Below are 20908 nucleotides of genomic sequence, written 5' to 3' on the forward strand. Positions count from 1 at the left end.
AGGCGATCAGCATGAGTACCACGCTGAACACCGCGAAGAACCCTTGGATCCACGCCCAGTGCTGGACCGGAATGCCGTACAGCGTGTGCTCGTTGCCGTATCTGTTCACGGCCCGGCCCACGGCGATGAGAAGAACGGTGCCGATCACCAGCCCGGCCGTCGCGCCGATGGGGCCGAACAGCCCCTCCAGCGTGATCGCTCCGGCGATCCCGGCCCCCATCAGCAGGGGTACGAGGACGATTCCCAGCCCGGTCCAGACGATCAGCAACAAGCCTCATCACCGCCCAGAGTGTCGACCGTTGGACATCGCACGACGCATGGGACACATCGTCCAGGCGTTCACCGCCTCAGTCCAGGACCGTTCTGGTGGGCTCGGGGGTGGTCCGTAGTCCCAGGCCGTGGAGCGCGTGTCGGAGGGATTCCTCCGTGGTGCCGTGCCAGGCAACGAAACCGTCGGGCCTCACCAGCGCGGCGTCGTTCACGTCGTTGAGGGGATGGACGTGCAGGTCGATGCCGAGGGAGGCGGCTGTCGTCCGCCATCGGTGGTCGTCCGGTTCGGTGAACAGTGTCCAGCGTGCGGCGGCCAGGTCCAGGGTGGAGATCTCGCCGGTTCCGGTGGAACGCGCCCAGCGGTGCGGGAAGCGGTGGCCGGGGCGGATCGCGTCGGCCGTGATGTCGGGCTCGGTGTCGTCATGCGGTGGGTAGGCGTAGAACATCATGCCGCGCAGGTAGTCGACGGCGATCTCGTCGTACAGGGTGCTCGGGTCGCCCTCCGGAGACTGGTAGCCCTGGTGCATTCCGCGTGAGAGGGCGTGGGACGCCCGGACGGCGGCGCGGCGTTCGGGCTCGTAGGTGTCCAGGAGCGCCGGAGTGAACCGGCCGCGCAGGACTGCGGCGATCTTCCAGGCGAGGTTGTGGCCGTCCTGGATGCCGGTGTTCATGCCGAGCCCGCCGGCCGAGCTCTGCACGTGGGCCGCGTCACCGGCCAGGAAGACCCGGCCCCGCCGGAAGGACGACGCCGTGCCGAGGGCGGCCTCCCAGGCGTTGACGGCGTGCAGCTCGATCGGGATCGTCTCGTCGCCGATCGCGGCCCGCAGCAGGGCGATGGTCCTGTCCTCGGTCAGGTCGGCCAGATGGTCCGGCTTGCCCGGGTAGTCGAGGATGTGGGAGGACCACTGGTCGCGGCCGTTCTTCGACATCAGCGTGGCGTAGACCCGCTCGTTGCGCGCGAAGCACATGTGGGTCCCCCACTCGCGCAGCACGGGGCCGAGGTCGGCGCGGAAGAACGCGGTGTTGAGGCGGGTGAGGACCTCCCGGTCGGGCATGGTGATGCCCAGCCGTTCGCGCACGTCGCTGTTCGCCCCGTCCGCGCCGATGACGTAGTCGGCCGTGACCTCCCACTCTTCGCCGGTGGCGGTGTCGGCGATCCGTACGCGCACGTGGTCGGCTTCCGGGGTGAGGTCGACCATGCGCGCGCCGAAGCGGATCTCGCCGCCGCGGCGGCGCAGCTCGGCAGAGGTCAGCCGTTGGATCCGGTCGTGCGTCAGCGTGAGGCGGGGGTCCACCGGGCTGCACGTCTCCAGGATCCTGGAGTACCGGTCCGGCAGCTCCGCCTGGTGCAGGGTGACGCCGAGTCCACGGTCCCGGAACAGGATCCGCATCGGCGGGCCGCCTTCCCAGCCGGCCTCTTCCAGCGCCGCCCCGAGGCCGATCGAACGGAACACCTCCAGCGTGCGCAGGCTCGTGTTCGCCCGCGGCACCGCCGAGATCGAGTCCCGCTTCTCGACGACCAGGGGCCGGACGCCCCAGTGCGCGAGGAACAGTCCCGTCGACAACCCGACCGGCCCGCCGCCCACCACCAGCACCGGCACAGCGTGAGTGCGCATCGTTTGCTCCCTTGTCGGTTGCGGATCGACGTTCACCCTGCACGCTCAAGTCGGCTTGAGCGCAACATGGGGCCATGACGGACGAGCGCTACTCGATCAGCCAGGTCGCCCGCTGCTTCGGCGTGCCGGTGTCAACGCTGCGTTACTACGACGATCTGGGCCTGCTTCCCGCCGCCGAACGCCGGGGGAACGTGCGCTACTACGGCCACGCCGAGCTGTGTCGGCTCGCGCTCATCCGGTGTCTGCACCATCGCGGACTGGTCAGCCTGGCCGACACCGCCGTTCTGGTCGGCGAGGATCCGGCCGCCGACCAGCCCTCGGGCCGGGAGGTGCTGACCTCCTCGATCGAGACGATCAAGAGCCGGATCGCCGACCTGCGGAACGCCCAGCGGCTCCTGGAGCACCTGCTGACCTGCCCGCGGGCCGACCCGGTGCGCGAGTGCCCCCACCTGCGCGCCGAACTCGTCCAAGCCGTCGATCACGCGCTCGGCCGGACGGGTGTCGGTGACGCCTCCTAGCATCGTCGGCCATGAAGATCACCGAGTTGACGGAGCGCGCCGTCCTGGACGCCCTGGACGCACAGGACTGGTCCGCGTTCGAGCCCGTGCGCGACCTGCCTCCGTTGCGGGCCGCGCTGCGGGAGCTGGAGCGCGCCCACGGCGTCACCGAGGCGCACCGGGCCGCGACCGGGCGGATCCGTGAGTGCGGGGCCGTGCTGCGCCATCCCGACGTGCACCGCGTCGAGATCACCTCGCAGGCGCTCAGCCCGTCCGGCCGCTACCTCGCGGTCGGTGACTTCGGTGGCGACGACTACGAGGCCGGGGCCACCCTGGCGATCTGGGAGGTCGCCACCGGCCGCTGCGTGAACGTCGTCGACGGGATCGTGGGCGGGATCGGCTGGCCCTGGTACGGCGGGACGATCCAGTGGTCGGCCGACGAGACCCGGCTGGCGGTGGAGTACCGGGCCAGCAACGTGGGCGTGTGGCACCCCTTCGGCGCCGGCACCGAGCCGATCGCGACCGTCCGCCTCACCTACAACGGCCGCCCCGACCCGTTCGCGGTCTCTCCCGACGGGCTGCGCGCGTACGTCATGGACGAGGGCTCGGCGACCCATGGCTCGATCGTGGAGTTCTCCAGCCTGGAGACCACGACGGTGCCGGTGGTGGAGGGGAAGGGTTTCGTCCTGGAGCGGCCCGTCTGGTCCCGGGACGGGAAGCGGCTGTACGGCGGCCTGCACGACGGGAGGGCCTGTTCGATCGACGTCGCCTCTGGGGAGATCGTCTGGATCGTCCAGGGCGACGAGACGCGCTCGTGGCCGTCCGCCGCGTGGAGCCGGGACGAGACCGTGCTGGCCTACCACCGCGACGGCGAGCTGGTGATCGCGGACGCGGCGACCGGCCGGGACATCGCCACCGGCCCCGGGTGTTCCGATGTGTCGTCCCAGACCGTCCACCTGTCCTGGGGGAACCGGCTCGCCGTCGTCGTCCCCGCGGGTTACGGGGTCGAACGCCCGCGCGTCGGGATCGTGGACCGGACCGGCCGCCACCGCTACGACCTCGACGTGGCGGTCCGGGCGCCGGGCGGCGAGCTGGTGGTCGGGACCTGGGCCTGGGCGCCGGACGGCGACCGCGCCGCGTGCCTCACCGCCGACGGCCGGATCGAGGTCTGGTCGCTGAGCGACGAGCGCGCGGAGCGGCTGCGCGCGTTCGACGCCCCGGAGAAGGCCACCGGGCTGCACTGGGGCGCCGACGACGTCCTGGTGGCGGTGGGGCCGACCGTGCTGCGCTTCCTGCGCGCGGACACCGGCGAGGCCGTCGGCGACTTCACGCTGCTGCGACAGCCCGCCGCGCCGCGCCCGCTGTTCGTTGACGGCGATGACCTCGGCGACTGGATGGGGCGGGGGCCCAATCCCACGTTCGCGCTCGACGAGGAGACCTGGGCCGTCGCGTTCCCGGAGGGCGTCGCGATCGCCCCTTCCGGACGGGAGGCGGACCTGGCCGCCGCGCTGACGTGGGCGGTGGACCGCCGCTACGCGTGGCCGGTCCACTGGGGACGGCTGGACGTCTTCCCCGACGCGCCCACGGCGGCGGAACGGGTCGACGGCCCGCTGCGCGAGGACCTGGAGCCGTTCCGGGGCCGTACCGTCCGGGCGCCGGAGCCCGAGCGGTGGCCCCCGCCCGGCCCGGCCACGGTGGACGACCTGTTCCGGGCCTTTCTCGAAGCGGTCGTGGAGCTCGGCGTGGACCGCCTCCCGTGGTCCGGCGAGGCCCTGCGCGAGGCGGCCCTCATCCGGGCCCGGCGCGGCGAGCCGGACGGCGTGCGCGTGCTGGTCGGGGCGTCCCCGGAAGGTCGCCGCCCGTTCGTGGCGGCCGAGGCCGCCATGGTCCTGGCGGCCGCGGGGCTACGGGACGACGCGCGCTCGCTCTTCGCCGATCACGAGACGGCCTGCGAGGAGCGGTGGAACGGGCCGGTGTGGTACGCGATGGAGTGGGGCGACCAGGCCCGCGCCGGTGCCGCCGTGGGCGGGGCGTACGCGGCGCTGGGCGACCGGGAACGCGCGGACCGGTGGTTCGAGAAGGCGCGCGAGCACCACGGCGCCGGGGGCCGGCGCCTGCCGATCGTGTGGGCGCTGCTGGAGTGCGGGCGGGAGGACGAGGCGCGGGCCCTGCTGGACGAGGGCACCGGCGACCCCGGTGACGGCGCCGGTGTCCCGTTCGTCGCTTACGCGTTGCGCACGGGCAGGGCCGACCTCGCCGAACGCGTCCTGCGCGACGCGGAGGGCTGGTTCGGTGACCAGGCGGTGATGCGCCTGCTGCGGCGATACGGGCAGACGGAGCTGCTGCGCGCCTGGGCCGAACGCAACGGCCTCGCGGTCGCGGAACCGGAGGAGCCGGTCGACGATGACCTCGCCCGCAGGTACGCGGAGATCGCCCGGATCCCCCCGGCGCAGCGGCAGGGACCGACCGTGGAGCTGCTCCGGAGGGCGGCCGGGCAGGGGCGGATCGACGCGGTGCTGGACCTGCTCCCGAAGGTGCCGATGCCGCTGTACGGCGGGATGAGCTCGCACGACCGGCCGTACGCGGCGTTCAGCGCGCTGCGGATCGTCACGACCGGGATCGACCACGAGACCTGGTGACGGTCAGCGGTCCGTCTCGAACGTCGCCCGGTCTCCCACCGAGATCCGGCCCGGCCGGACGACCTGCGCGTAGGCTCCGGCGCAGGCGCGGTCGCCCATGCCCGGCAGGGGCTCGACCAGGTTCTCCCGGGCCGGGACGCGCAGCGCGTCGGGGGAGCGGGGCAGGTCGCCGTGTTCGAGGGTCGGGACCGCGCAGCGCGGGGTCGGGGCGATGACGCGCAGCACCGCGGTGCCGATCCGCAGCGTGCGGCCCACCCAGGCGTTCTCCTCGTACGCGGCGCCGGTGTCGACGACGAGGTTGGGGCGGTAGCGGACGGCCTCGGCGCCAGTGGCGCGCAGGGTGGCGGTGCCGATCAGGTGGACGGGGGCGAAGTCCACGAACGCGCCGGGCGGCGCTCCCGCCCCGATCGTGATCTGCTCGACGGCCACGTCGGCGCTGACGCCCTCGGCCAGGACCTCCTCGGGGACGGCGCGGTCCAGCTCCGCGCCGTCGGGGGGCGTGTCGGCGAGGGTGACGGGCCTGCCCAGCCAGCGCGAGAGCTCCTCGTCGCCGGAGACGAGGGTGCCGTCGGGCAGGGTGATGCGCACGGCGGCGCCGTCCAGGGAGGCGCGGGCCTGGAGCAGGGCGCGCCACAGCCGGGGGTTCTTCGCGCTGGCGACCTTGGCGGTCGTCCGGTCCAGCAGCGCCCACGCCCGGTCGCCCCGCAGGCCGGTCGTGGTCAGGTCCGCCGTGTCGAGCCGTTCCCCCAGCATCGACTTGACGGGGTAGCGGTACAGCGCCGTCACAGTACTCATGATCCGATTGTCCACCGCCGGAGATCATCCGCGCGGGTGAAAACCGCGGATCGGGTCGTTACGCTCACCGGGTGACGATCGAACTCGGCGCCTCGGCGCGGAAGCTCATTGACGGCGTGAACCCGGCGGTGCTCGCCACCGTGAACCCCGACGGCGGCCCGCAGACCTCGGTCGTGTGGGTCGGGCGGGACGGCGACGACCTGCTTGTCTCCTCGCAGGCGGGCCGGCGCAAGGACCGCAACCTGCGGCGGGACCCCCGGGCCAGCCTGACCGTGTTCGACATGGGCGACCCGCTGCGGTACGTCGAGGTGCGCGGCACCGCCACCGTGACCGAGGACGAGGGACGGCGGCTCGCCGTCGAGCTGGCCGAACGCTACGAGGGGCCGGGCGCGGGCCAGGAGTACCTGGACCTGCCGCCGGACGCCGTCCGGATCGTGATCCGGCTGACGCCGCACCGGGTGGTCGGCACCGCGGCCTGACCGCGGCCTGACCGCGGCCCGGCCGCTCGGGACCAGGACCGGGCTCCGTGCCCTCCACGCGGCGACGGCGGAGGCCGTGCCGCGTGGAGGGCGGCGTGCGCCTCCCACCGGTACGCGCACGCCGAACGGCCCGAGCCGGTGGCCGGCGCCGTGCGGGACGTGATCGCGGCGCGCGGTCAGACGCGGCCGACCTCGCGGGCGGCGGCGATGGCGGCCAGGGCCCCCAGCATCAGCGCGATGCTGACCCAGACCGGGGAGCGGAAGCCCCAGCCCGCGTCGATGGTCAGGCCGCCCAGCCACGGGCCCAGGGTGTTGCCCACGTTGAACGCCGCCGTCACGAACCCGCCGGCCAGCGTGGGGGCCCCGGCGGCCAGGGCGAACGTGCGGGAGGTCAGCGCGGGCGCCAGGCCGAACGCCAGCATCCCCTGGACAAAGACCAGCGCGACCAGGGCGGCCGGGTTCCCGGCGGTCAGCGCCAGCAGCGCCCAGCCCCCGGTCAGCGCCACCGCCCCGCAGACCAGCACGGTCCGGGGACGGGCGTCGGTGACACGCCCGCCGATCGTGATCCCCAGGGTCGCGCCGCCGCCGAACAGCACCAGCAGCACCGGCACCCAGCCCTCGGCCAGCCCGGCGGTCTCGGTGACCAGCGGCGCCAGGTAGGTGAAGGTGCAGAACGTCGCGCCCTGCACCAGCGCGTTCACCGTGTAGGACAGCAGCAGCGGCGGGCGCGTCAGGTCCCGCAGCTCGGCGCGCAGGCCCGCGTCGGCGGGCGCGGCGTCGCGGGCGGGCAGCAGCGCCGCGATCGCCGCGACCGACAGCAGGGTCAGGACCGCGACCGCCCAGAACGCGGCCCGCCAGCCCCACACCTGGCCGAGGACCGCCCCGGCGGGCACCCCGGCGACGCAGGCCAGGCTGGTGCCGCCGACCAGCACGGCCATCACGCGGGCGCGGGCGCCGGGGGCGACCATCGCGACCGCCGTCCCGGACGCCACCGCCCAGAAGCCCGCCATGGCCAGCGCGCTCACCACGCGGGTGGCCAGCAGGACGGTGAAGTCGCCGGTCAGGGCCCCGACGACATGGCAGAGGGCGAAGACCACCAGGAACCACAGCAGGGCGCTGCGGCGCGGCAGCCGGCGGGTCGCGGCCGCCAGCACGGGCGCGCCGACGACCATGCCGACGGCGAACGACGAGGTCAGCAGCCCCGCGTGCGGGATGGACACGCGGAGGTCGGCGGCGATGGCCGGGAGCAGACCCGACAGCATGAACTCGGAGGTGCCCAGGGCGAACACCGCCAGCCCCAGGACATAGATGACGAACGGCATGACGAACACTCCCGTCGAGGGATGCCGGAAAAAGGGCAGGGGAGGGCGCGGCGGCGCGTCAGGGCTGAAGGGGCGCGGTCAACGACCGCTGACGGGAATCGTCCGGAACGCCTTCAGAAGAGGGGGCACGGCCGCGCGGAGAGCGGCCGGCGGGCACGGCGGAGGGACCGCCGGCGGGCCGGCGGTCAGGCTCTGGACGCCTCGGGACCGGACATGATCGATCACGGTAGCAGGAACGCGGCGAACGGGTGAAACCACGGTGACCGGGTTGGTGATGGGCGGAGCGGCCCATAGGCTGCACGGGTGACCGAGAAGCTGTGGGAGATCGAGCCGTCCGGCCCGCTGCGTGGCGACGTGACCGTGCGGGGGGCCAAGAACGCGGTCAGCAAGCACATGGTGGCCGCCATGCTCGGCGACGCGCCGAGCACCATCCGCAACGCGCCCGACGTCGGCGAGGTCGGCATCACCGCCGCCATGATCGAACACGTCGGGATGACGGTGGAGCGCTCCGGCGAGGAGATCACGATCGTGCCGGGGCCGGTGACCGACCCCAGCGTCGACAAGGCGTTCACCGGCCTGAACCGCATCCCGATCCTGATGCTGGGACCGCTGCTGCACCGGGCGGGCGAGGCGTTCGTGCCGCTGGTCGGCGGCGACCCGATCGGGCGGCGGCCGGTGGACTTCCACGTGGAGGCGCTGCGCCGCTTCGGCGCCGAGGTGATCATCGCCGAGGACGGCATCCACGCCCGCGCCGAACGCCTGGTCGGCACCCGTATCGAGCTGCCCTACCCGAGCGTCGGCGCGACCGAGACGGTGCTGCTGGCGGCGGTGCTGGCGCAGGGCCAGACCGTGATCCGCAACGCCGCCACCGAGCCGGAGATCATCGAGCTGGCGCTGTTCCTCCAGCGGATGGGCGCGCGGATCTCCTTCAGCCCCGACCGCCGCATCGTGGTGGAGGGCGTGGAACGGCTCGGCGGCGCCCCGACCCGTCTCGGCGGCGACCGCATCGAGGCGTTCTCCTACCTGGTCGCGGGCCTGGTCACCGGCGGTGAGGTCCGGGTGCACGGCTGCGCGCAGGACCGTCTGGTCACCCCGATCACCACGCTGGCGCGGATGGGCGCCCGGTTCGAGATCACCGACGACTGGATCATGGCGTCGGCGCCGCACGGGCTGCGCCCGGCGGCGGTGCAGACCGACACCCACCCCGGGTTCGCCACCGACTGGCAGACCCCGCTGATGGTGCTGTTCACGCAGGCCGACGGCATGTCGGTGCTGCACGAGACGGTGTACGAGAACCGGCTGGCCTACGTTCCGGCGCTGAAGGGCATGGGCGCCGAGATCGAGGTGTACGACACCTGCCTGGGCGGCCCGGCCTGCCGCTACCACGACACCGGCGCGCGGCACTCGGCGGTCGTGCGGGGCGTGACCAAGCTGCGCGGCGGCGACGTGACCATGCCCGACATCCGCGCCGGGTTCTCGGCGGTGCTGGCGGCGGCCGTCGCCGAGGGCCCGTCGACGCTGCGCGGCGTCCACCACATCGAACGCGGCTACCACCGCCCCGTCGAGCAGTTCCGGGCCCTGGGCCTGAACCTGCGCAGCGTCGAGCTCTGACGGCGGGTTCCGCGAGAAATCTCCCGTCCGGAGTGAAACCGGCGTCGTCGCCGACACCTAACAGGTGAATGGTGCCGCTGTGCTGACGGGAGACAGCGCTTGAACGACGACGACGGTTTCACCCGGATGTTCCGGGATCACTACGAGGCGGTGCTGCGGTACGCGTGGCGGCGGGTCGGACCCGCCGACGCCGCGGACGTGGCGGCCGAGACGTTCCGGATCGCCTGGGAACGCCGGGACCGCCTGCCCGACGACGACCCGCGGCCGTGGCTGTACGCCACGGCCCGCAACGTCACGCTGAACCTGGTCCGCAGGGACCGGCGGCGCGACGGCCTGCTGGACGCCCTGGCCGACGACCTGGGGCGGCGCGACGGCGAGGGCGACCACGCCGCCACCGTCGCCGCCCGGCAGACGGCGCTGGCGGCCCTGGCCGGGCTCGGCGAGCGCGAACGCGAGCTGGTGATGCTCGTGTGCTGGGAGGGCCTGGACCTGAAGAGCGCCGCCGAGGCGGCCGGATGCTCCCGGACCGCGGCGGCGATGCGGCTGCACCGGGCGCGCAAACGCCTGCGACATCTGCTCGGCGACACACCGCCCGGCGCCGCCACGCCCGCCCCCGCGTCCCCTCAGGAGAGCCTCGCATGAGCAACGACATCGAGCGGCTGCGCGACACCCTGGCCGTCCACGACCCGGCCCGCGACGTGCGCGTGACCGACGAGCAGGTGGAACAGGCCCTGCACGCCCTGGCCACCGGGTCCGTCCCGGCCCGGCCCGCCGCCCGGCCCGGGTGGCGGCGCCGGATGCTGGTCGGGATCCCCGTCACGGTCGCGGTGACGGCCGCGGCCGTCGTGGGGGTGCAGGCCGTGCGGACCGACGAGTCCGGAACGCCCCGGGTGGGCACCGCGCGGGCCCTCGCCTTCGCCCAGCGCGGCGAGTTCCTGGAGGTCCGGATCGTGGATCCCAACGCCGACCCGGAGATGTACCGCAAGCAGTTCGCCACGCACGGGCTGAACGTCGACCTGCGGGTCCTCCCGGTGTCGCCCAGCCTGGTCGGCACGATGCTCTCCTACGACGAGCAGACGAGGACCAGGCCGCGCGTCACGCCGCTGGACGGCGGGGGCGGCTGCGGCGACCTCTGGTGCCAGCCGGGCGTCCGCGTCCCCACCGGCCTGCGCGACCGGGTGACGCTGACGTTCGGGCGCGCCGCCCGGCCGGGGGAGCGCTACCAGATCACCGGGGACGCGGCGGCGCGCGGCGAGCCCCTGAACGGGGTGCGGGTGAAGGGGACGGAGGTCGGCGAGCTGCGCCGGGTGGCGAAGGAACGCGGCGTCCGGATCGTCGGGTACGCCGAGATGCCCCCGCGGCCCGAGCAGTCGGCCGACTGGGACTTCGGCGAGCACGTCCTCAAGGAGGACCGGGTGCCCGACTCCTGGTACGTGCACGAGGCGGTCAGCGGAAAGGAGCCCAAGAGCGTGACGCTGCACGTGGCGTCCGGGCGCTGACCGGGAGCTCCGGCAGCCGGTAGTCGTAGAGCCAGGCGGTGCCCCTCTCGTAGAAGAGCCGCAGCGCCATCGGCATGACGGCGTCCCGGATCCGGCGCGCGACCGGGCCCGCGGTCTTGGCGTCCCGGTTGGCCGCCGCCATCTTCACCAGCTTGGCCGTCCGTTCCCGCCGGTCCGCCTCGTAGGAGGCCAGACCGGCGGGAACGGACGCCGCCGCGGCCAGGGCGTGCGCCAGGACCGTCGCGTCCTCGATCGCCATCGACGCGCCCTGACCAGCCCCGACGGGGTGGGAGGCGTCACCGACCAGCACGATCCGGTCGTTCCGCCAGACCTCCACCGGCGGCATCGTGTGGTGGAGGGTCGGCCGGTGCGTCTCCGTCGCGGCGCGCAGCACCGCCGACGGCATCGGCTCGTCCCGGTACAGGCCCGCCAGCAGGTCCGGGCCGACCGCGTCGAGGTCGGGGGCCCGCGCGGCGGCGGGCTGGGCGCCCCACCACACCGACCCGTCCGGGACGCCGATCGCGAGGAACGCCCCCGCCCGCCCGAACACCATGTTGAACGTCCCCGGCTCCACCCCCGCGACGCCCCGGGCGACCCCGGAGGCGGTGTAGAGCCCGGCGTAGGCCGGGTCGGGAGCGGCCGGGTCCAGGATCCGCCGGGTCGCTGACCAGATGCCGTCCGCGCCGACCAGCAGGTCCGCCTCGGCGGTGCGCCCGCCGTCGAACACCGCGCGCACCCCCGTCCCCGTGGCGACCGCGTCCACCAGGCGTTCCCCGGTGACGATCCGCGCCCCGGCCCGCTCGGCGGCGGCGCGCAGCGTCTCCACCAGGCGGCCCCGCATCAGCGTGACGCTGTGCAGCGGGTCGTCCGACCGTCGCCCGCGCGGCAGGTCGCCCAGCAGCCGCCCCGACCCCGACCACATGAGCTGGCGCGGCACCGCGAACCCCGCCGCCCGCACCTCCTCCAGCACGCCGAGGGCCGCCAGCCCGCGCAGCCCGTTGGACGCCAGGCTCACGAACGCCCCCACCTGTCCGCCCGGGTCGGCGTACGCCTCGTACACCGTCACCTCCGCGCCGATCCGCCGCAACGCGACCGCGCTCGCCGCCCCGGCGACCCCGCCACCCACCACGATGACCCGCATGAAACCTCCTGAATCACAATTCACTGAATCTCTATTCGGCGAACTTGGCTTCAGTATGATGACGTCCGCACGCGATGGTCAAGGGGGACGGATGGCGGGAGTACGCAAGGCCCGGGCGGCCGAGACGCAGGCGGCGCTGAAGGACGCGGCGCGTCGGCTGTTCCTGGAACGCGGCTACCTCAACACGAAGATCACCGACATCACGGCCGCCGCCGGGCGCGCGACCGGCTCGTTCTACGACCACTTCGCCGGCAAGGAGGAGCTCCTCCAGGCGCTGATGGCCGACATGGGGCGGCAGGCCGACGACGAGATCCGCGCGCACGAGCACTCCCGCGACCACGACCTGTCGGACCGCGCCCAGCTGCGCGACCACCTCGCCGTCGCCTGGAACGTCTTCCGCGACCACCTGCCGGTCGTGGTGGCGCGGACGCAGGCGCTGATGGCCGACGACCCGCGCTCGGGGAACCTGTGGCGCAGCCTGGTCGCCGAGACCGACGTCCTCCGCGACCACCTGGAGTGGCTGCGCGAGCGCGGCCACCGGCTGCCCGGCGACCCCGCGCTGCTGGCCCCGGCGTTCGGCGCGCTGCTGTCGATGTTCGGCTACGCGGTCCTCACCGCCGGGGACGACGGCCCCGGCGCCACCGACGACGAGATCGTGGACACCCTGACCGACCTGCTGCTGCACGGCCTGGCCGGCGGCGATCCGGCCCCGGGGGCGCGGGACGCCGGGTAGGCGGGATCGGACGGACGCCGCCGGTCGCGGACGGGAACTGACCTACACCGCCTCTAGCGTCGGGGGAGTCGGCAACGAGGAGGCGTCATGAAGGTTCTGGTCACCGGTGCGACGGGGTTCGTCGGCCGCAACGTGGTGGCACGGCTCCGGCGGGCGGGAGCGGAGGTCAGGGCGCTGACCCGCGACCCCGCCCGGGCCCGGTTCCCGCGGGACGTGGAGGTCGTGCGCGGCGATCTCGCCGACCCGGCGGGTCTGGGCGCGGCGTTCGAGGGCGTCGAGCGGATGTACCTGTTCCCGGTCGAGGAGACCGCCCGCGAGGTCGTGGCCATGGCGCGCGACGCCGGGGTGCGGCGGATCGTGGACCTGTCGGCGGCCTCGGTCACCGCCGGGCTGCACACCAACCCGGTCGAGGAGGTCGTGGCGGCGTCCGGCCTGGAGTGGACCCATGTGCGGCCCGGCGGGTTCATGACCAACATGCTCCAGATCTGGGCCCCGGCGATCCGCGCCGAACGCGTGGTCCGCCACCCGTTCGGCGACGAGCCCATGATGCTCGTCCACGAGGACGACATCGCCGCCGTCGCCGTCGCGGCCCTGCTGGACGACGGCCACCACGGCAAGGCGTACACGCTCACCGGGCCCGCGCCGGTCACCGTCCGCGAGCAGGTCGCGGCCATCGCCGACGCGCTGGGGGAGGAGGTCCGCTACGAGGAGGTCGACCGGGAGCGCGCCCGCGAGCTGATGCGGGCGCAGGGCGGGTTCGCCGCCGAGTCGGCCGACCTGATGCTCGGATTCGTCGAGTACGGCGGGGAATCGCCCGACACCGGCAGCGGCTACGCCGAACAGGACTGGTCGGCGCTGGAGAAGCCGTGGCCCGACGTGGAGCGCGTCACCGGGCGCCCGCCCCGCGCGTTCGCCGAATGGGCGCGCGACCACGTCGACGACTTCCGCTGACGGCGCGACGGTGACCCCCCGTGTCATGCTGACCGGGACGCAGGTGACACGGCACGGGAGGTCCCGTCATGCTCAGCCCGCTCAGCCCGCTGGCGTTCCTGAAGCGGTCGGCCGAGGTCTTCCCGGGCAAACCGGCCGTCGTCCACGGGGACCGGCGCTGGACCTACGCCGACCTCGCCGAGCGGGTCACCCGCCTGGCGGGCGCGCTGCGCGCCTCCGGCGTCGGGCCCGGCGACCGCGTCGCCTACCTCGCCCCCAACATCCCCGAACTGCTGGTCGCCCACTTCGCCGTGCCGCTGGCGGGCGCGGTGCTGGTGGCGATCAACACGCGGCTCTCGCCCGAGGAGGTCCGCCACATCTGCGACCACTCGCGGGCGAGGCTCCTGGTCGTGGACGCCGGGCTGCACGCGACGGTCGCGCCGCTGGCGGGCGGCCTGGCCACCGTCACCGAGATCGTGACCGTCGCCGCCCCGGGCGTCGTCCCCGACCCGGAGGCCGGCGGCACCGACTACGAGACGTTCGCCGCGCGCGGCGGCGACACCGCGTTCCCCTGGGAGCCCGCCGACGAGAACGCCCCCATCTCCGTCAACTACACCTCCGGCACCACCGGCCGCCCCAAGGGCGTGGTCTACACGCACCGGGGCGCCTACCTCAACGCGCTCGGCGAGATCGTCCACTCCCGGCACACCCCCGACAGCGTGTACCTGTGGACGCTGCCGATGTTCCACTGCAACGGCTGGTGCACGCCCTGGGCGCTGGTCGCGGTCGGCGGCACCCAGGTGTGCCTGCGCGCGGTGGACGGCGAGCGGATCTGGGAGCTCGTCGACTCCGAGGGCGTCACCCACCTCAACGGCGCGCCCCCCGTGCTGCGCGCCATCGCCGACGCGTCGCGGGCCCACCGCCTGGACCGGCCCCTGACCATCACCACCGCCGCCGCGCCGCCGAGCCCCACCACGATGGCGCGGCTGGAGGAGCTGGGCGCGCGGATCGTGCACGTCTACGGGCTGACCGAGACCTACGGCCCCTACGCGGTGTGCGAGCCGCAGCCCGGCTGGAAGGGCCTGCCGACCGCCGACCGGGCGCGGATGCTGGCGCGGCAGGGCGTCGGGATGCTCCAGACCGACGGGCTGCGCGTGGTGGACGAGGACATGAACGACGTGCCCGCCGACGGCGCCACCCTCGGCGAGATCGTCATGCGCGGCAACAACGTCATGGCCGGCTACCTCGACGACGAGGCCGCGACCGCGCATGCGCTCCGGGGCGGCTGGTTCCACTCCGGCGACCTCGGCGTCCGGCACCCCGACGGGTACGTGGAGCTGCGCGACCGCGCCAAGGACATCATCATCTCCGGCGGCGAGAACATCTCGACCGTGGAGGTGGAGAGCGCGATCGACGCCCACCCGGCGGTCCGGGAGGTCGCGGTCGTCGCCGTCCCCGACGACCGGTGGGGGGAACGGCCCAAGGCGTTCGTGGTGCCGCGCGACGGGCACGCCCCCACCGAGGCCGAGATCATCGCGCACGTCCGGGACCGGCTGGCGCACTTCAAGGCCCCCGACCGCGTCGAGTTCGTGCCGGAGCTGCCCCGCACCTCCACCGGGAAGATCCAGAAGTTCCAGCTGCGCGAGAAGGAGTGGGCGGGCCGCGAACGCCGGATCCAGGGCTAGGCCGTGTTCCAAAAGCCCTGGCCTACGGCGATCGCCCGGGGGGCTCGCACCTCACCAGGTCTTGGCGAGCGCGGCATCGCTTCGCGATCTGACCTGCGGGCCCTCGCCTTCGGCTTCGGGCCCGCGGGTCAGGTCACGCGCTCGCGTGGGCGGCTGAGGCCCACCTTGAAACAGGCCCTGGCCGCGCCGTGCCCGGCCAGGTTCGGCCGGGGGGTTCGGGGAACGCGGGATCGGGCAGGGGAGGCACGAGGGAAGGGAGCGGGCATGACGGCACCCGGGAACGTCGTGATCGTCGGCGCGGGACCGGCCGGGCTGCTGCTGGCCGGGGACCTGGCCGCCGCCGGCGTACCGGTCACGGTCCTGGAGCGGCGCGCGACCGGGTCCGACCTGACGCGGGCGTTCGCCGTGCACGCCCGCACCCTGGAGATCCTGGACGCCCGCGAGATGGCCGAGGAACTGCTGGCCACCGGGGAGAAGGTGCGGCAGGTACGGCTGTTCGGCGCCGCCCGGGTGAACCTGTCGCGGCTGCCGGGACGCTTCCCCTACCTGCTGGTGACCCCGCAGTACGAGACCGAACGGGTGCTGGAGAGCCGCGCGCTGGCGGCCGGGGCCGAGATCGTCCGGGGTGCCGAGGTGGTCGGACTGCGGCAGGACGAGACCGGCGTCGAGGTCGAGACACGCCTCGCCGACGGCACCGCCGACCGCCGCCGCGCCGACTACCTGGTCGGATGCGACGGGGTGCGCAGCAGGGTCCGGGAGGCGCTGGGGCTGCCGTTCCCGGGCCGGTCGGCGATCCGCTCGGTGATGCTGGCCGACGTCCGCCTGGACGACGAGCCCCGCGAGGTCCTCACGGTGGGGTCGTCGGGGGACGCCTTCGCGTTCCTGGCGCCGTTCGGCGACGGCTGGTACCGGGCGATCGCCTGGAACCGCGACCACCAGGTCCCCGACACCGACCCGGTCGACTTCGCCGAGCTCCGCGCCACCGTCCGCCGCGCCCTGGGCACCGACCACGGCATGCGCGATCCGCGCTGGACCTCCCGCTTCCACAGCGACGAACGCCAGGTCCCGCGCTACAGCGTGGGCCGGGTGTTCCTGGCCGGGGACGCCGCCCACGTGCACTCGCCCGCCGGGGGCATGGGCATGAACACCGGGCTCCAGGACGCCGCCAACCTGGGCTGGAAGCTGGCCGCGGTCCTGCGCGGCCACACCGGGCCCGGCCTGCTGGACACCTACCACGCCGAACGCCATCCGGTCGGCCGGGCCGTCCTGCGCACCAGCGGCGGCCTGGTCAGGGCGGCGATGCTGGGTCCGCGTCCGCTCCGCGCCGCCCGCACGGCCGCGGCGGCCCTGGCGACGCGCGTCCCGCCCGTCGCGCGCCGCGCGGCCGAGACGGTCTCCGGCATCGGCGTCGCCTACCCGCCCCCGCGCGGCGCGCACCCCCTCACGGGCCGCCGGGCCCCCGACATCCCCCTCATGGGCGAGCCGTCCCGCCTGCACGAGGCGCTGCGCGGCGGCCGGTTCGTGCTGGTCGTGGCGGCGAACGACCCGGCGGTGACCTACCTGGCCACCAAGCGCTGGGCCGACCGGGTCCACTGCGCGTCGGCGGACGGCGCGACGCGCACCTCGGCGCTGGTCCGCCCCGACGGCCACATCGCCTGGGCCACCGACGAGACGGCCCCCGACCGCCGCGCCACCCAGATCAGGGACGCCCTGACGATGTGGTGCGGCCCCCCGGCCGCCCACGTCCACCACTGAGTTCCCGCTCGTTCCGGGCGGGATGCCGCCGAGCGGACAGGACGGCGCGGTCCGGGTCGCGACGCCTCGTGGGCGTCGCGACCCGGACCGCGCTGCGAAGCGTCGGGCGAGGGCGCCGGGGAGGGACGGAACGGTCCGCCGGTCATCCTCCCGCGGCATGATCGATGGCGCCCCCGCCGCGCCCTCGGGTTCCCCGCCGGTCAGAAGCGGCGGGACTCCCGGCCGTACCCCAGTTCCTCGGCCACGTCGGCGAGGTTCTCGTACTCGCGGTCGGGAAGGTTCTCCAGCGCCGCCACCGCCCCGTCCGGAGCGCCCGGACGGTCCAGGTGGGCCACCAGGTCCTTCGGGGTCGCGGGCCAGCGGACCCCCGTCAGCAGCCGGGCCAGGGCGCTGCGCTCCTCCACGTCCTCGGCGCTCATGCCGGGCGGCGCGCCCTCCTGCCGGGAGGTCGTCAGGGTCGTGGGATCCTCGGGGGCCGTCGGGTCCCAGGAGGTGTCGGTGGAGACCGGTTCGGTCTCCCTCCACTCCTCGGCGTGGGTGGAGTGGCCGCCGCGGACCATGCCCTGGGTCTCATGTCCCATCTGCTCGTCGACGCGCGGGCTGTGCTTGTTGTTCTTGTCGGTCATGTCTTTCCCTCCCTGTGGAGGGAAGTCGTTCCCACGCGGCACGCGCTAAACGGGGTGGCCGGACTTTACGATCACTTGTGACGACGAGGACGGGAGGCGGCATGGCGGGGCACATGACACCGGAGGAGTTCCGCCGGTACGGCAGGCAGGTCGTCGACTGGATCGCCGACTACCACGAGCGGATCGAGTCGATGCCGGTGTTGTCGCAGGTCAAGCCGGGTGATGTCCAGGACGCGCTGCCCGCTCGCCCGCCGGAGCGGGGAGAGGGCTTCGAAGGCGTGCTGGCCGATCTGGAACGGATCGTCCTGCCGGGCGTCACGCACTGGCAGCACCCCTCGTTCTTCGCCTACTTCCCCTCCAACACCAGCGGCCCCGCGATCCTGGGCGACCTGCTGTCGTCCGGGCTCGGCGTGCAGGGGATGCTGTGGGCCACCAGCCCCGCGTGCACCGAGATGGAGACGCGCGTGGCCGACTGGATGGTGGACCTGCTGGGGCTTCCCGCCGCGTTCCGGGGCAACGGCGTCATCCAGGACTCGGCGTCCAGCGCGTGCCTGGTGGCGCTGCTGGCGGCGGTGCAGCGGACGGGCGGGTCGGCGGCGCGCGACGGGATCGACCGGCGCCACACCCTCTACGTCAGCTCGCAGACGCACTCGTCGCTGGAGAAGGCCGCCCGGATCACCGGCATCGGCTCGGCCAACGTCCGGGTCGTGGACGTCGATCTCGGCACCCTGGCGATGGACCCCGCGCACCTGGACGCGCTGCTGGCCGAGGACGCCGCGGCCGGGGCCGTGCCCGTCATGGTCTGCGCCACCGTGGGGACCACCTCCACCACCGCCGTCGACCCGGTCCCCGCGATCGGCGAGGTCTGCCGCAGGCACGGGGTGTGGCTGCACGTGGACGCCGCCTACGCGGGCGTCGCGGCCGTGTGCCCGGAGTTCCGGTGGATCAACGACGGGCTCGCCGAGCACGCCGACTCCTACTCCACCAACCCGCACAAGTGGCTGCTCACCAACTTCGACTGCACCCTGCTGTGGCTCGCCGACCGCGCGCCGATGATCGAGGCGCTGTCGATCCTGCCCGAGTACCTGCGCAACCAGGCCACCACCTCCGGCGACGTCATCGACTACCGCGACTGGCAGATCCCGCTGGGGCGCCGGTTCCGCGCGCTGAAGCTGTGGTCGGTGATCCGCTGGTACGGGGCCGAGGGGTTGCGCGCGCACATCCGCGCCGGGGCGCGGCTCGCCGACGCGCTGGCCTCCTGGATCGCCGCCGACCCCGCGTTCGAGGTCCGCGACCACCACCCGTTCGGCCTGGTGTGCTTCCGGCCCCGCTGGGCCGGCCTCGCCCACGACGAGGCCGACGCCGCCACGCTCGCCCTGATGGAACGCCTCAACGCCTCCGGCGACCTCTACCTCACCCACACCAGGGTCGGCGGCCGGGCCCTGCTGCGCCTGGCCGTCGGCGGGCCCGCCACCGAGGAACGGCACGTCCGCGCCGCCTGGGACCGCATCCGCGAGGAGGCCGCGCGCCCCGCCGTCTGAGGCGCCGTCCGAGGCGCCGCCTAGCGCACCAGCCGCAGCGCGCGCAGCACCCGGCGGGCCAGGGACGCCTCCTGCGCCGCGGTCTCCGGCGAGACCGCGGCGGCCGCGGCCGGTCCGGGACGCACCGGCGGCGGCACCGCCGACAGCTCGTAGTGCACCGGCAGCGCCCGCAGCCCCCGCATCAGGGGAGAGGTCCGCCACGGCAGGTGTTCGGGCGGCACGGCCAGCCGCAGCGTGGCGAACCGCTCGAACAGCCGCTCCACCGCGATCACCGTGATCGTGGTGGCCAGGTCGCGGCCCATGCAGCCGTGCGGCCCGGCGCTCCACGCCAGGTGGGCGCGCGACGACCGGACCGCGTCGGCGGAGTGGCCCGCGGTGAACACCGGGTCGGTGTGCGCGCCCGCGATCGACAGGATCACCGGGTCCCCGGCCGCGACCAGGTAGCGGCCGAGCCGCACGTCCGCCCGGGCCCAGCGCAGCGTCGTGTTCGACATCGGCGGGGAGGAGATCGCCGCCCGGTTGACCGCCTCCTGGATCATGCCGCCCGCCAGCCCGGCGCGGGCGCCGGTGTCGCCCTTCAGCACCTCGGCGACGGTGTTGGCGATGAGCGTGGCGGTGTGGTCGCCGACCAGCGCGACCAGCAGCATCATCTGGCGGGCCATCTCCTCCACCGTCATGTCCGGCTGGGCGGCCAGCATGTAGGAGGGCAGGTCCTCGCCGGGCGTGGCCCGCTTGGCGGCGGAGCTCTCGGTGAGCGCGCCGACCAGCCGCGCGAGCGCCGCGGGGGCCTCCGGCCCGGCGTCCAGCATCCTCCACATGTCGAGCACCAGCTCCTCGCCGTGGTCGGAGCCGAACCCGAACAGCCGGTTGAGCGCCATCAGCGGCAGCGGACGGCTGTACCGCGCGACCAGGTCGGTCTGCCCGGCCGCCGGGCCGCCCTCGGTCATCGCGGTGATCAGGTCGTCGGCGTAGCGGTGCACGGCCGCCTCCAGGGCGCGGGCCTGCGGCCGCGTGCGGTCCTGGAACGGCTGCAGCGCCGCGCTCCAGGCGCCGCGCAGCCGCGTCAGGTCGGCGCCGTCGCGGTACACCACGCTCCCGCCCCGGGAGACGCTCATCAGCGGCCACTCCTCGGGCACCCGGCCCTCGGCGTAGGCCCGCCAGGACTCGATCCGCTTGCTCCAGATCCCGCGCTGGTCCCGCATCACCTCCAGGACCTGCGGATAGCCGATGACCAGCCAGGCCGGGACGCCGAGCGCGTCCACCGGGACGACCGGGCCGTACCGCGACCGCAGCCGTTCGTAGGTCTGCGCCGGATCGGCGGACTCGTCGATCAGCAGCGGTTCGAGGGCGAGCTGCTCCAGCGGGGGGTGGTGCGGCGACTGGTCGGCCGACATGGGCTGCGCGTCCATGATCGATGACTTTAGGGGATACGATGCGTTACTGTCCGGTTTCATCGCCGTTTCCGTCGCGGTGATCTCGGGTGCCCCGGATCGTGTCGCGCGGTCGGACGTGCGAGGCTGGGGACAGCACCACCGAGAGCTGGAGGACCGCATGGCCGACTCGCCAGAAGCACACGAGGGCTCCGAGGAAGACGTGAAGCGCAAGTTCCGGGAGGCGTTGGAGCGCAAGCGCGACGCCACGTCGGAGAAGCACGGCGAGGGAGCGGGCCGGAACGGCTCGAAGGTGCGCGGAGCGCACTCCCGCGCCGACCACCAGCGCCAGTTCCGCCGCAAGAGCGGCTGACCGTCGGGGAACGACGCGGGCGTCGC

At 74.2% G+C, this 20908-nt stretch carries 19 protein-coding genes; 12 read left to right on the forward strand and 7 right to left on the reverse strand.

What is annotated here, in order from left to right:
* Both AKI01S_RS23325 and AKI01S_RS23330 read right to left on the reverse strand, forming a co-directional pair.
* Positions 1–268: hypothetical protein (locus AKI01S_RS23325; protein ID WP_067821815.1), on the reverse strand; the 268-nt coding region annotated here is incomplete at its 3' end.
* A 79-nt stretch (positions 269–347) separates the two neighbouring features.
* Entirely contained in the window at positions 348–1886 is a 1539-nt protein-coding gene (locus AKI01S_RS23330; protein ID WP_067821818.1) for an FAD-dependent monooxygenase, read from the reverse strand.
* Positions 1887–1960: 74 nt separating this feature from the next.
* On the opposite strand from AKI01S_RS23330, the gene AKI01S_RS23335 reads away from it, so the two are divergent.
* Together AKI01S_RS23335 and AKI01S_RS23340 are read left to right on the forward strand one after the other, a co-directional pair.
* Entirely contained in the window at positions 1961–2404 is a 444-nt protein-coding gene (locus AKI01S_RS23335) for a MerR family transcriptional regulator (protein WP_067821821.1), read from the forward strand.
* A gap of 11 nt (positions 2405–2415) precedes the next feature.
* On the forward strand, positions 2416–5022 hold the full coding sequence (locus tag AKI01S_RS23340; protein WP_067821825.1) for a WD40 repeat domain-containing protein: 2607 nt from the start codon (positions 2416–2418) through the stop codon (positions 5020–5022).
* A gap of 3 nt (positions 5023–5025) precedes the next feature.
* Here the strand turns inward: AKI01S_RS23340 and AKI01S_RS23345 are convergent, their stop codons facing one another.
* Positions 5026–5817, reverse strand: a complete 792-nt coding sequence (locus tag AKI01S_RS23345) for an MOSC domain-containing protein (protein ID WP_067821828.1) — start codon at positions 5815–5817, stop codon at positions 5026–5028.
* 71 nt (positions 5818–5888) lie between these two features.
* Here AKI01S_RS23345 and AKI01S_RS23350 point away from each other — a divergent pair, with 71 nt between their 5' ends.
* The gene (locus tag AKI01S_RS23350) at positions 5889–6296 is read left to right on the forward strand and encodes a PPOX class F420-dependent oxidoreductase (RefSeq protein WP_067821831.1); all 408 of its coding nucleotides are present in this window, start codon (positions 5889–5891) and stop codon (positions 6294–6296) included.
* A 176-nt stretch (positions 6297–6472) separates the two neighbouring features.
* Here AKI01S_RS23350 and AKI01S_RS23355 read toward each other — a convergent pair whose 3' ends face one another.
* Complete coding sequence (locus AKI01S_RS23355; protein WP_067821837.1) at positions 6473–7618, reverse strand: Cmx/CmrA family chloramphenicol efflux MFS transporter; 1146 nt, start codon at positions 7616–7618, stop codon at positions 6473–6475.
* A gap of 303 nt (positions 7619–7921) precedes the next feature.
* Between AKI01S_RS23355 and murA the strand changes: the two genes are divergently transcribed.
* From murA to AKI01S_RS23370, 3 genes are all read left to right on the forward strand, one after another.
* Complete coding sequence (murA, locus tag AKI01S_RS23360) at positions 7922–9229, forward strand: UDP-N-acetylglucosamine 1-carboxyvinyltransferase (RefSeq protein ID WP_067821847.1); 1308 nt, start codon at positions 7922–7924, stop codon at positions 9227–9229.
* Between the two features lie 99 nt (positions 9230–9328).
* Positions 9329–9871 carry an RNA polymerase sigma factor gene (locus tag AKI01S_RS23365; RefSeq protein WP_245681741.1) on the forward strand — a complete coding sequence of 181 codons (543 nt, stop codon included), beginning with the start codon at positions 9329–9331 and terminating at the stop codon, positions 9869–9871.
* Positions 9868–10728: a hypothetical protein gene (locus AKI01S_RS23370; protein WP_067821849.1), complete on the forward strand. Its 861-nt coding sequence runs from the start codon at positions 9868–9870 to the stop codon at positions 10726–10728. The genes AKI01S_RS23365 and AKI01S_RS23370 overlap by 4 nt, the downstream gene beginning before the upstream one ends.
* Here AKI01S_RS23370 and AKI01S_RS23375 read toward each other — a convergent pair.
* Positions 10676–11869 carry an FAD-dependent oxidoreductase gene (locus AKI01S_RS23375; protein ID WP_067821852.1) on the reverse strand — a complete coding sequence of 398 codons (1194 nt, stop codon included), beginning with the start codon at positions 11867–11869 and terminating at the stop codon, positions 10676–10678. The two genes, AKI01S_RS23370 and AKI01S_RS23375, sit on opposite strands and share 53 nt — an antisense overlap.
* Before the next feature lie 91 nt (positions 11870–11960).
* Between AKI01S_RS23375 and AKI01S_RS23380 the strand changes: the two genes are divergently transcribed.
* The 4 genes from AKI01S_RS23380 (at position 11961) to AKI01S_RS23395 (ending at position 16972) form a co-directional block, all read left to right on the forward strand.
* Positions 11961–12602, forward strand: a complete 642-nt coding sequence (locus AKI01S_RS23380) for a TetR/AcrR family transcriptional regulator (RefSeq protein ID WP_067821855.1) — start codon at positions 11961–11963, stop codon at positions 12600–12602.
* Between the two features lie 87 nt (positions 12603–12689).
* The gene (locus AKI01S_RS23385) at positions 12690–13553 is read left to right on the forward strand and encodes an SDR family oxidoreductase (protein WP_067821858.1); all 864 of its coding nucleotides are present in this window, start codon (positions 12690–12692) and stop codon (positions 13551–13553) included.
* A gap of 68 nt (positions 13554–13621) precedes the next feature.
* Positions 13622–15217 (forward strand): long-chain-fatty-acid--CoA ligase, encoded by a 1596-nt coding sequence (locus AKI01S_RS23390; protein ID WP_067821862.1) that lies wholly within the window; start codon positions 13622–13624, stop codon positions 15215–15217.
* Between the two features lie 264 nt (positions 15218–15481).
* Positions 15482–16972: an FAD-dependent monooxygenase gene (locus AKI01S_RS23395; RefSeq protein ID WP_067821865.1), complete on the forward strand. Its 1491-nt coding sequence runs from the start codon at positions 15482–15484 to the stop codon at positions 16970–16972.
* A gap of 200 nt (positions 16973–17172) precedes the next feature.
* Here AKI01S_RS23395 and AKI01S_RS23400 read toward each other — a convergent pair whose 3' ends face one another.
* Positions 17173–17598: a DUF2795 domain-containing protein gene (locus AKI01S_RS23400; protein WP_067821867.1), complete on the reverse strand. Its 426-nt coding sequence runs from the start codon at positions 17596–17598 to the stop codon at positions 17173–17175.
* Between the two features lie 101 nt (positions 17599–17699).
* Here AKI01S_RS23400 and AKI01S_RS23405 point away from each other — a divergent pair, with 101 nt between their 5' ends.
* Positions 17700–19139: an aminotransferase class I/II-fold pyridoxal phosphate-dependent enzyme gene (locus AKI01S_RS23405; protein ID WP_245681742.1), complete on the forward strand. Its 1440-nt coding sequence runs from the start codon at positions 17700–17702 to the stop codon at positions 19137–19139.
* Between the two features lie 20 nt (positions 19140–19159).
* Here AKI01S_RS23405 and AKI01S_RS23410 read toward each other — a convergent pair whose 3' ends face one another.
* Complete coding sequence (locus AKI01S_RS23410) at positions 19160–20548, reverse strand: cytochrome P450 (RefSeq protein ID WP_067821868.1); 1389 nt, start codon at positions 20546–20548, stop codon at positions 19160–19162.
* Between AKI01S_RS23410 and AKI01S_RS53635 the strand changes: the two genes are divergently transcribed.
* Complete coding sequence (locus AKI01S_RS53635; RefSeq protein WP_245681743.1) at positions 20547–20882, forward strand: DUF5302 domain-containing protein; 336 nt, start codon at positions 20547–20549, stop codon at positions 20880–20882. The two genes, AKI01S_RS23410 and AKI01S_RS53635, sit on opposite strands and share 2 nt — an antisense overlap.
* Positions 20883–20908: the final 26 nt, after the last annotated feature.

It is taken from the genome of Actinomadura kijaniata NBRC 14229, from assembly GCF_001552175.1.
Taxonomy (GTDB): domain Bacteria; phylum Actinomycetota; class Actinomycetes; order Streptosporangiales; family Streptosporangiaceae; genus Spirillospora; species Spirillospora kijaniata.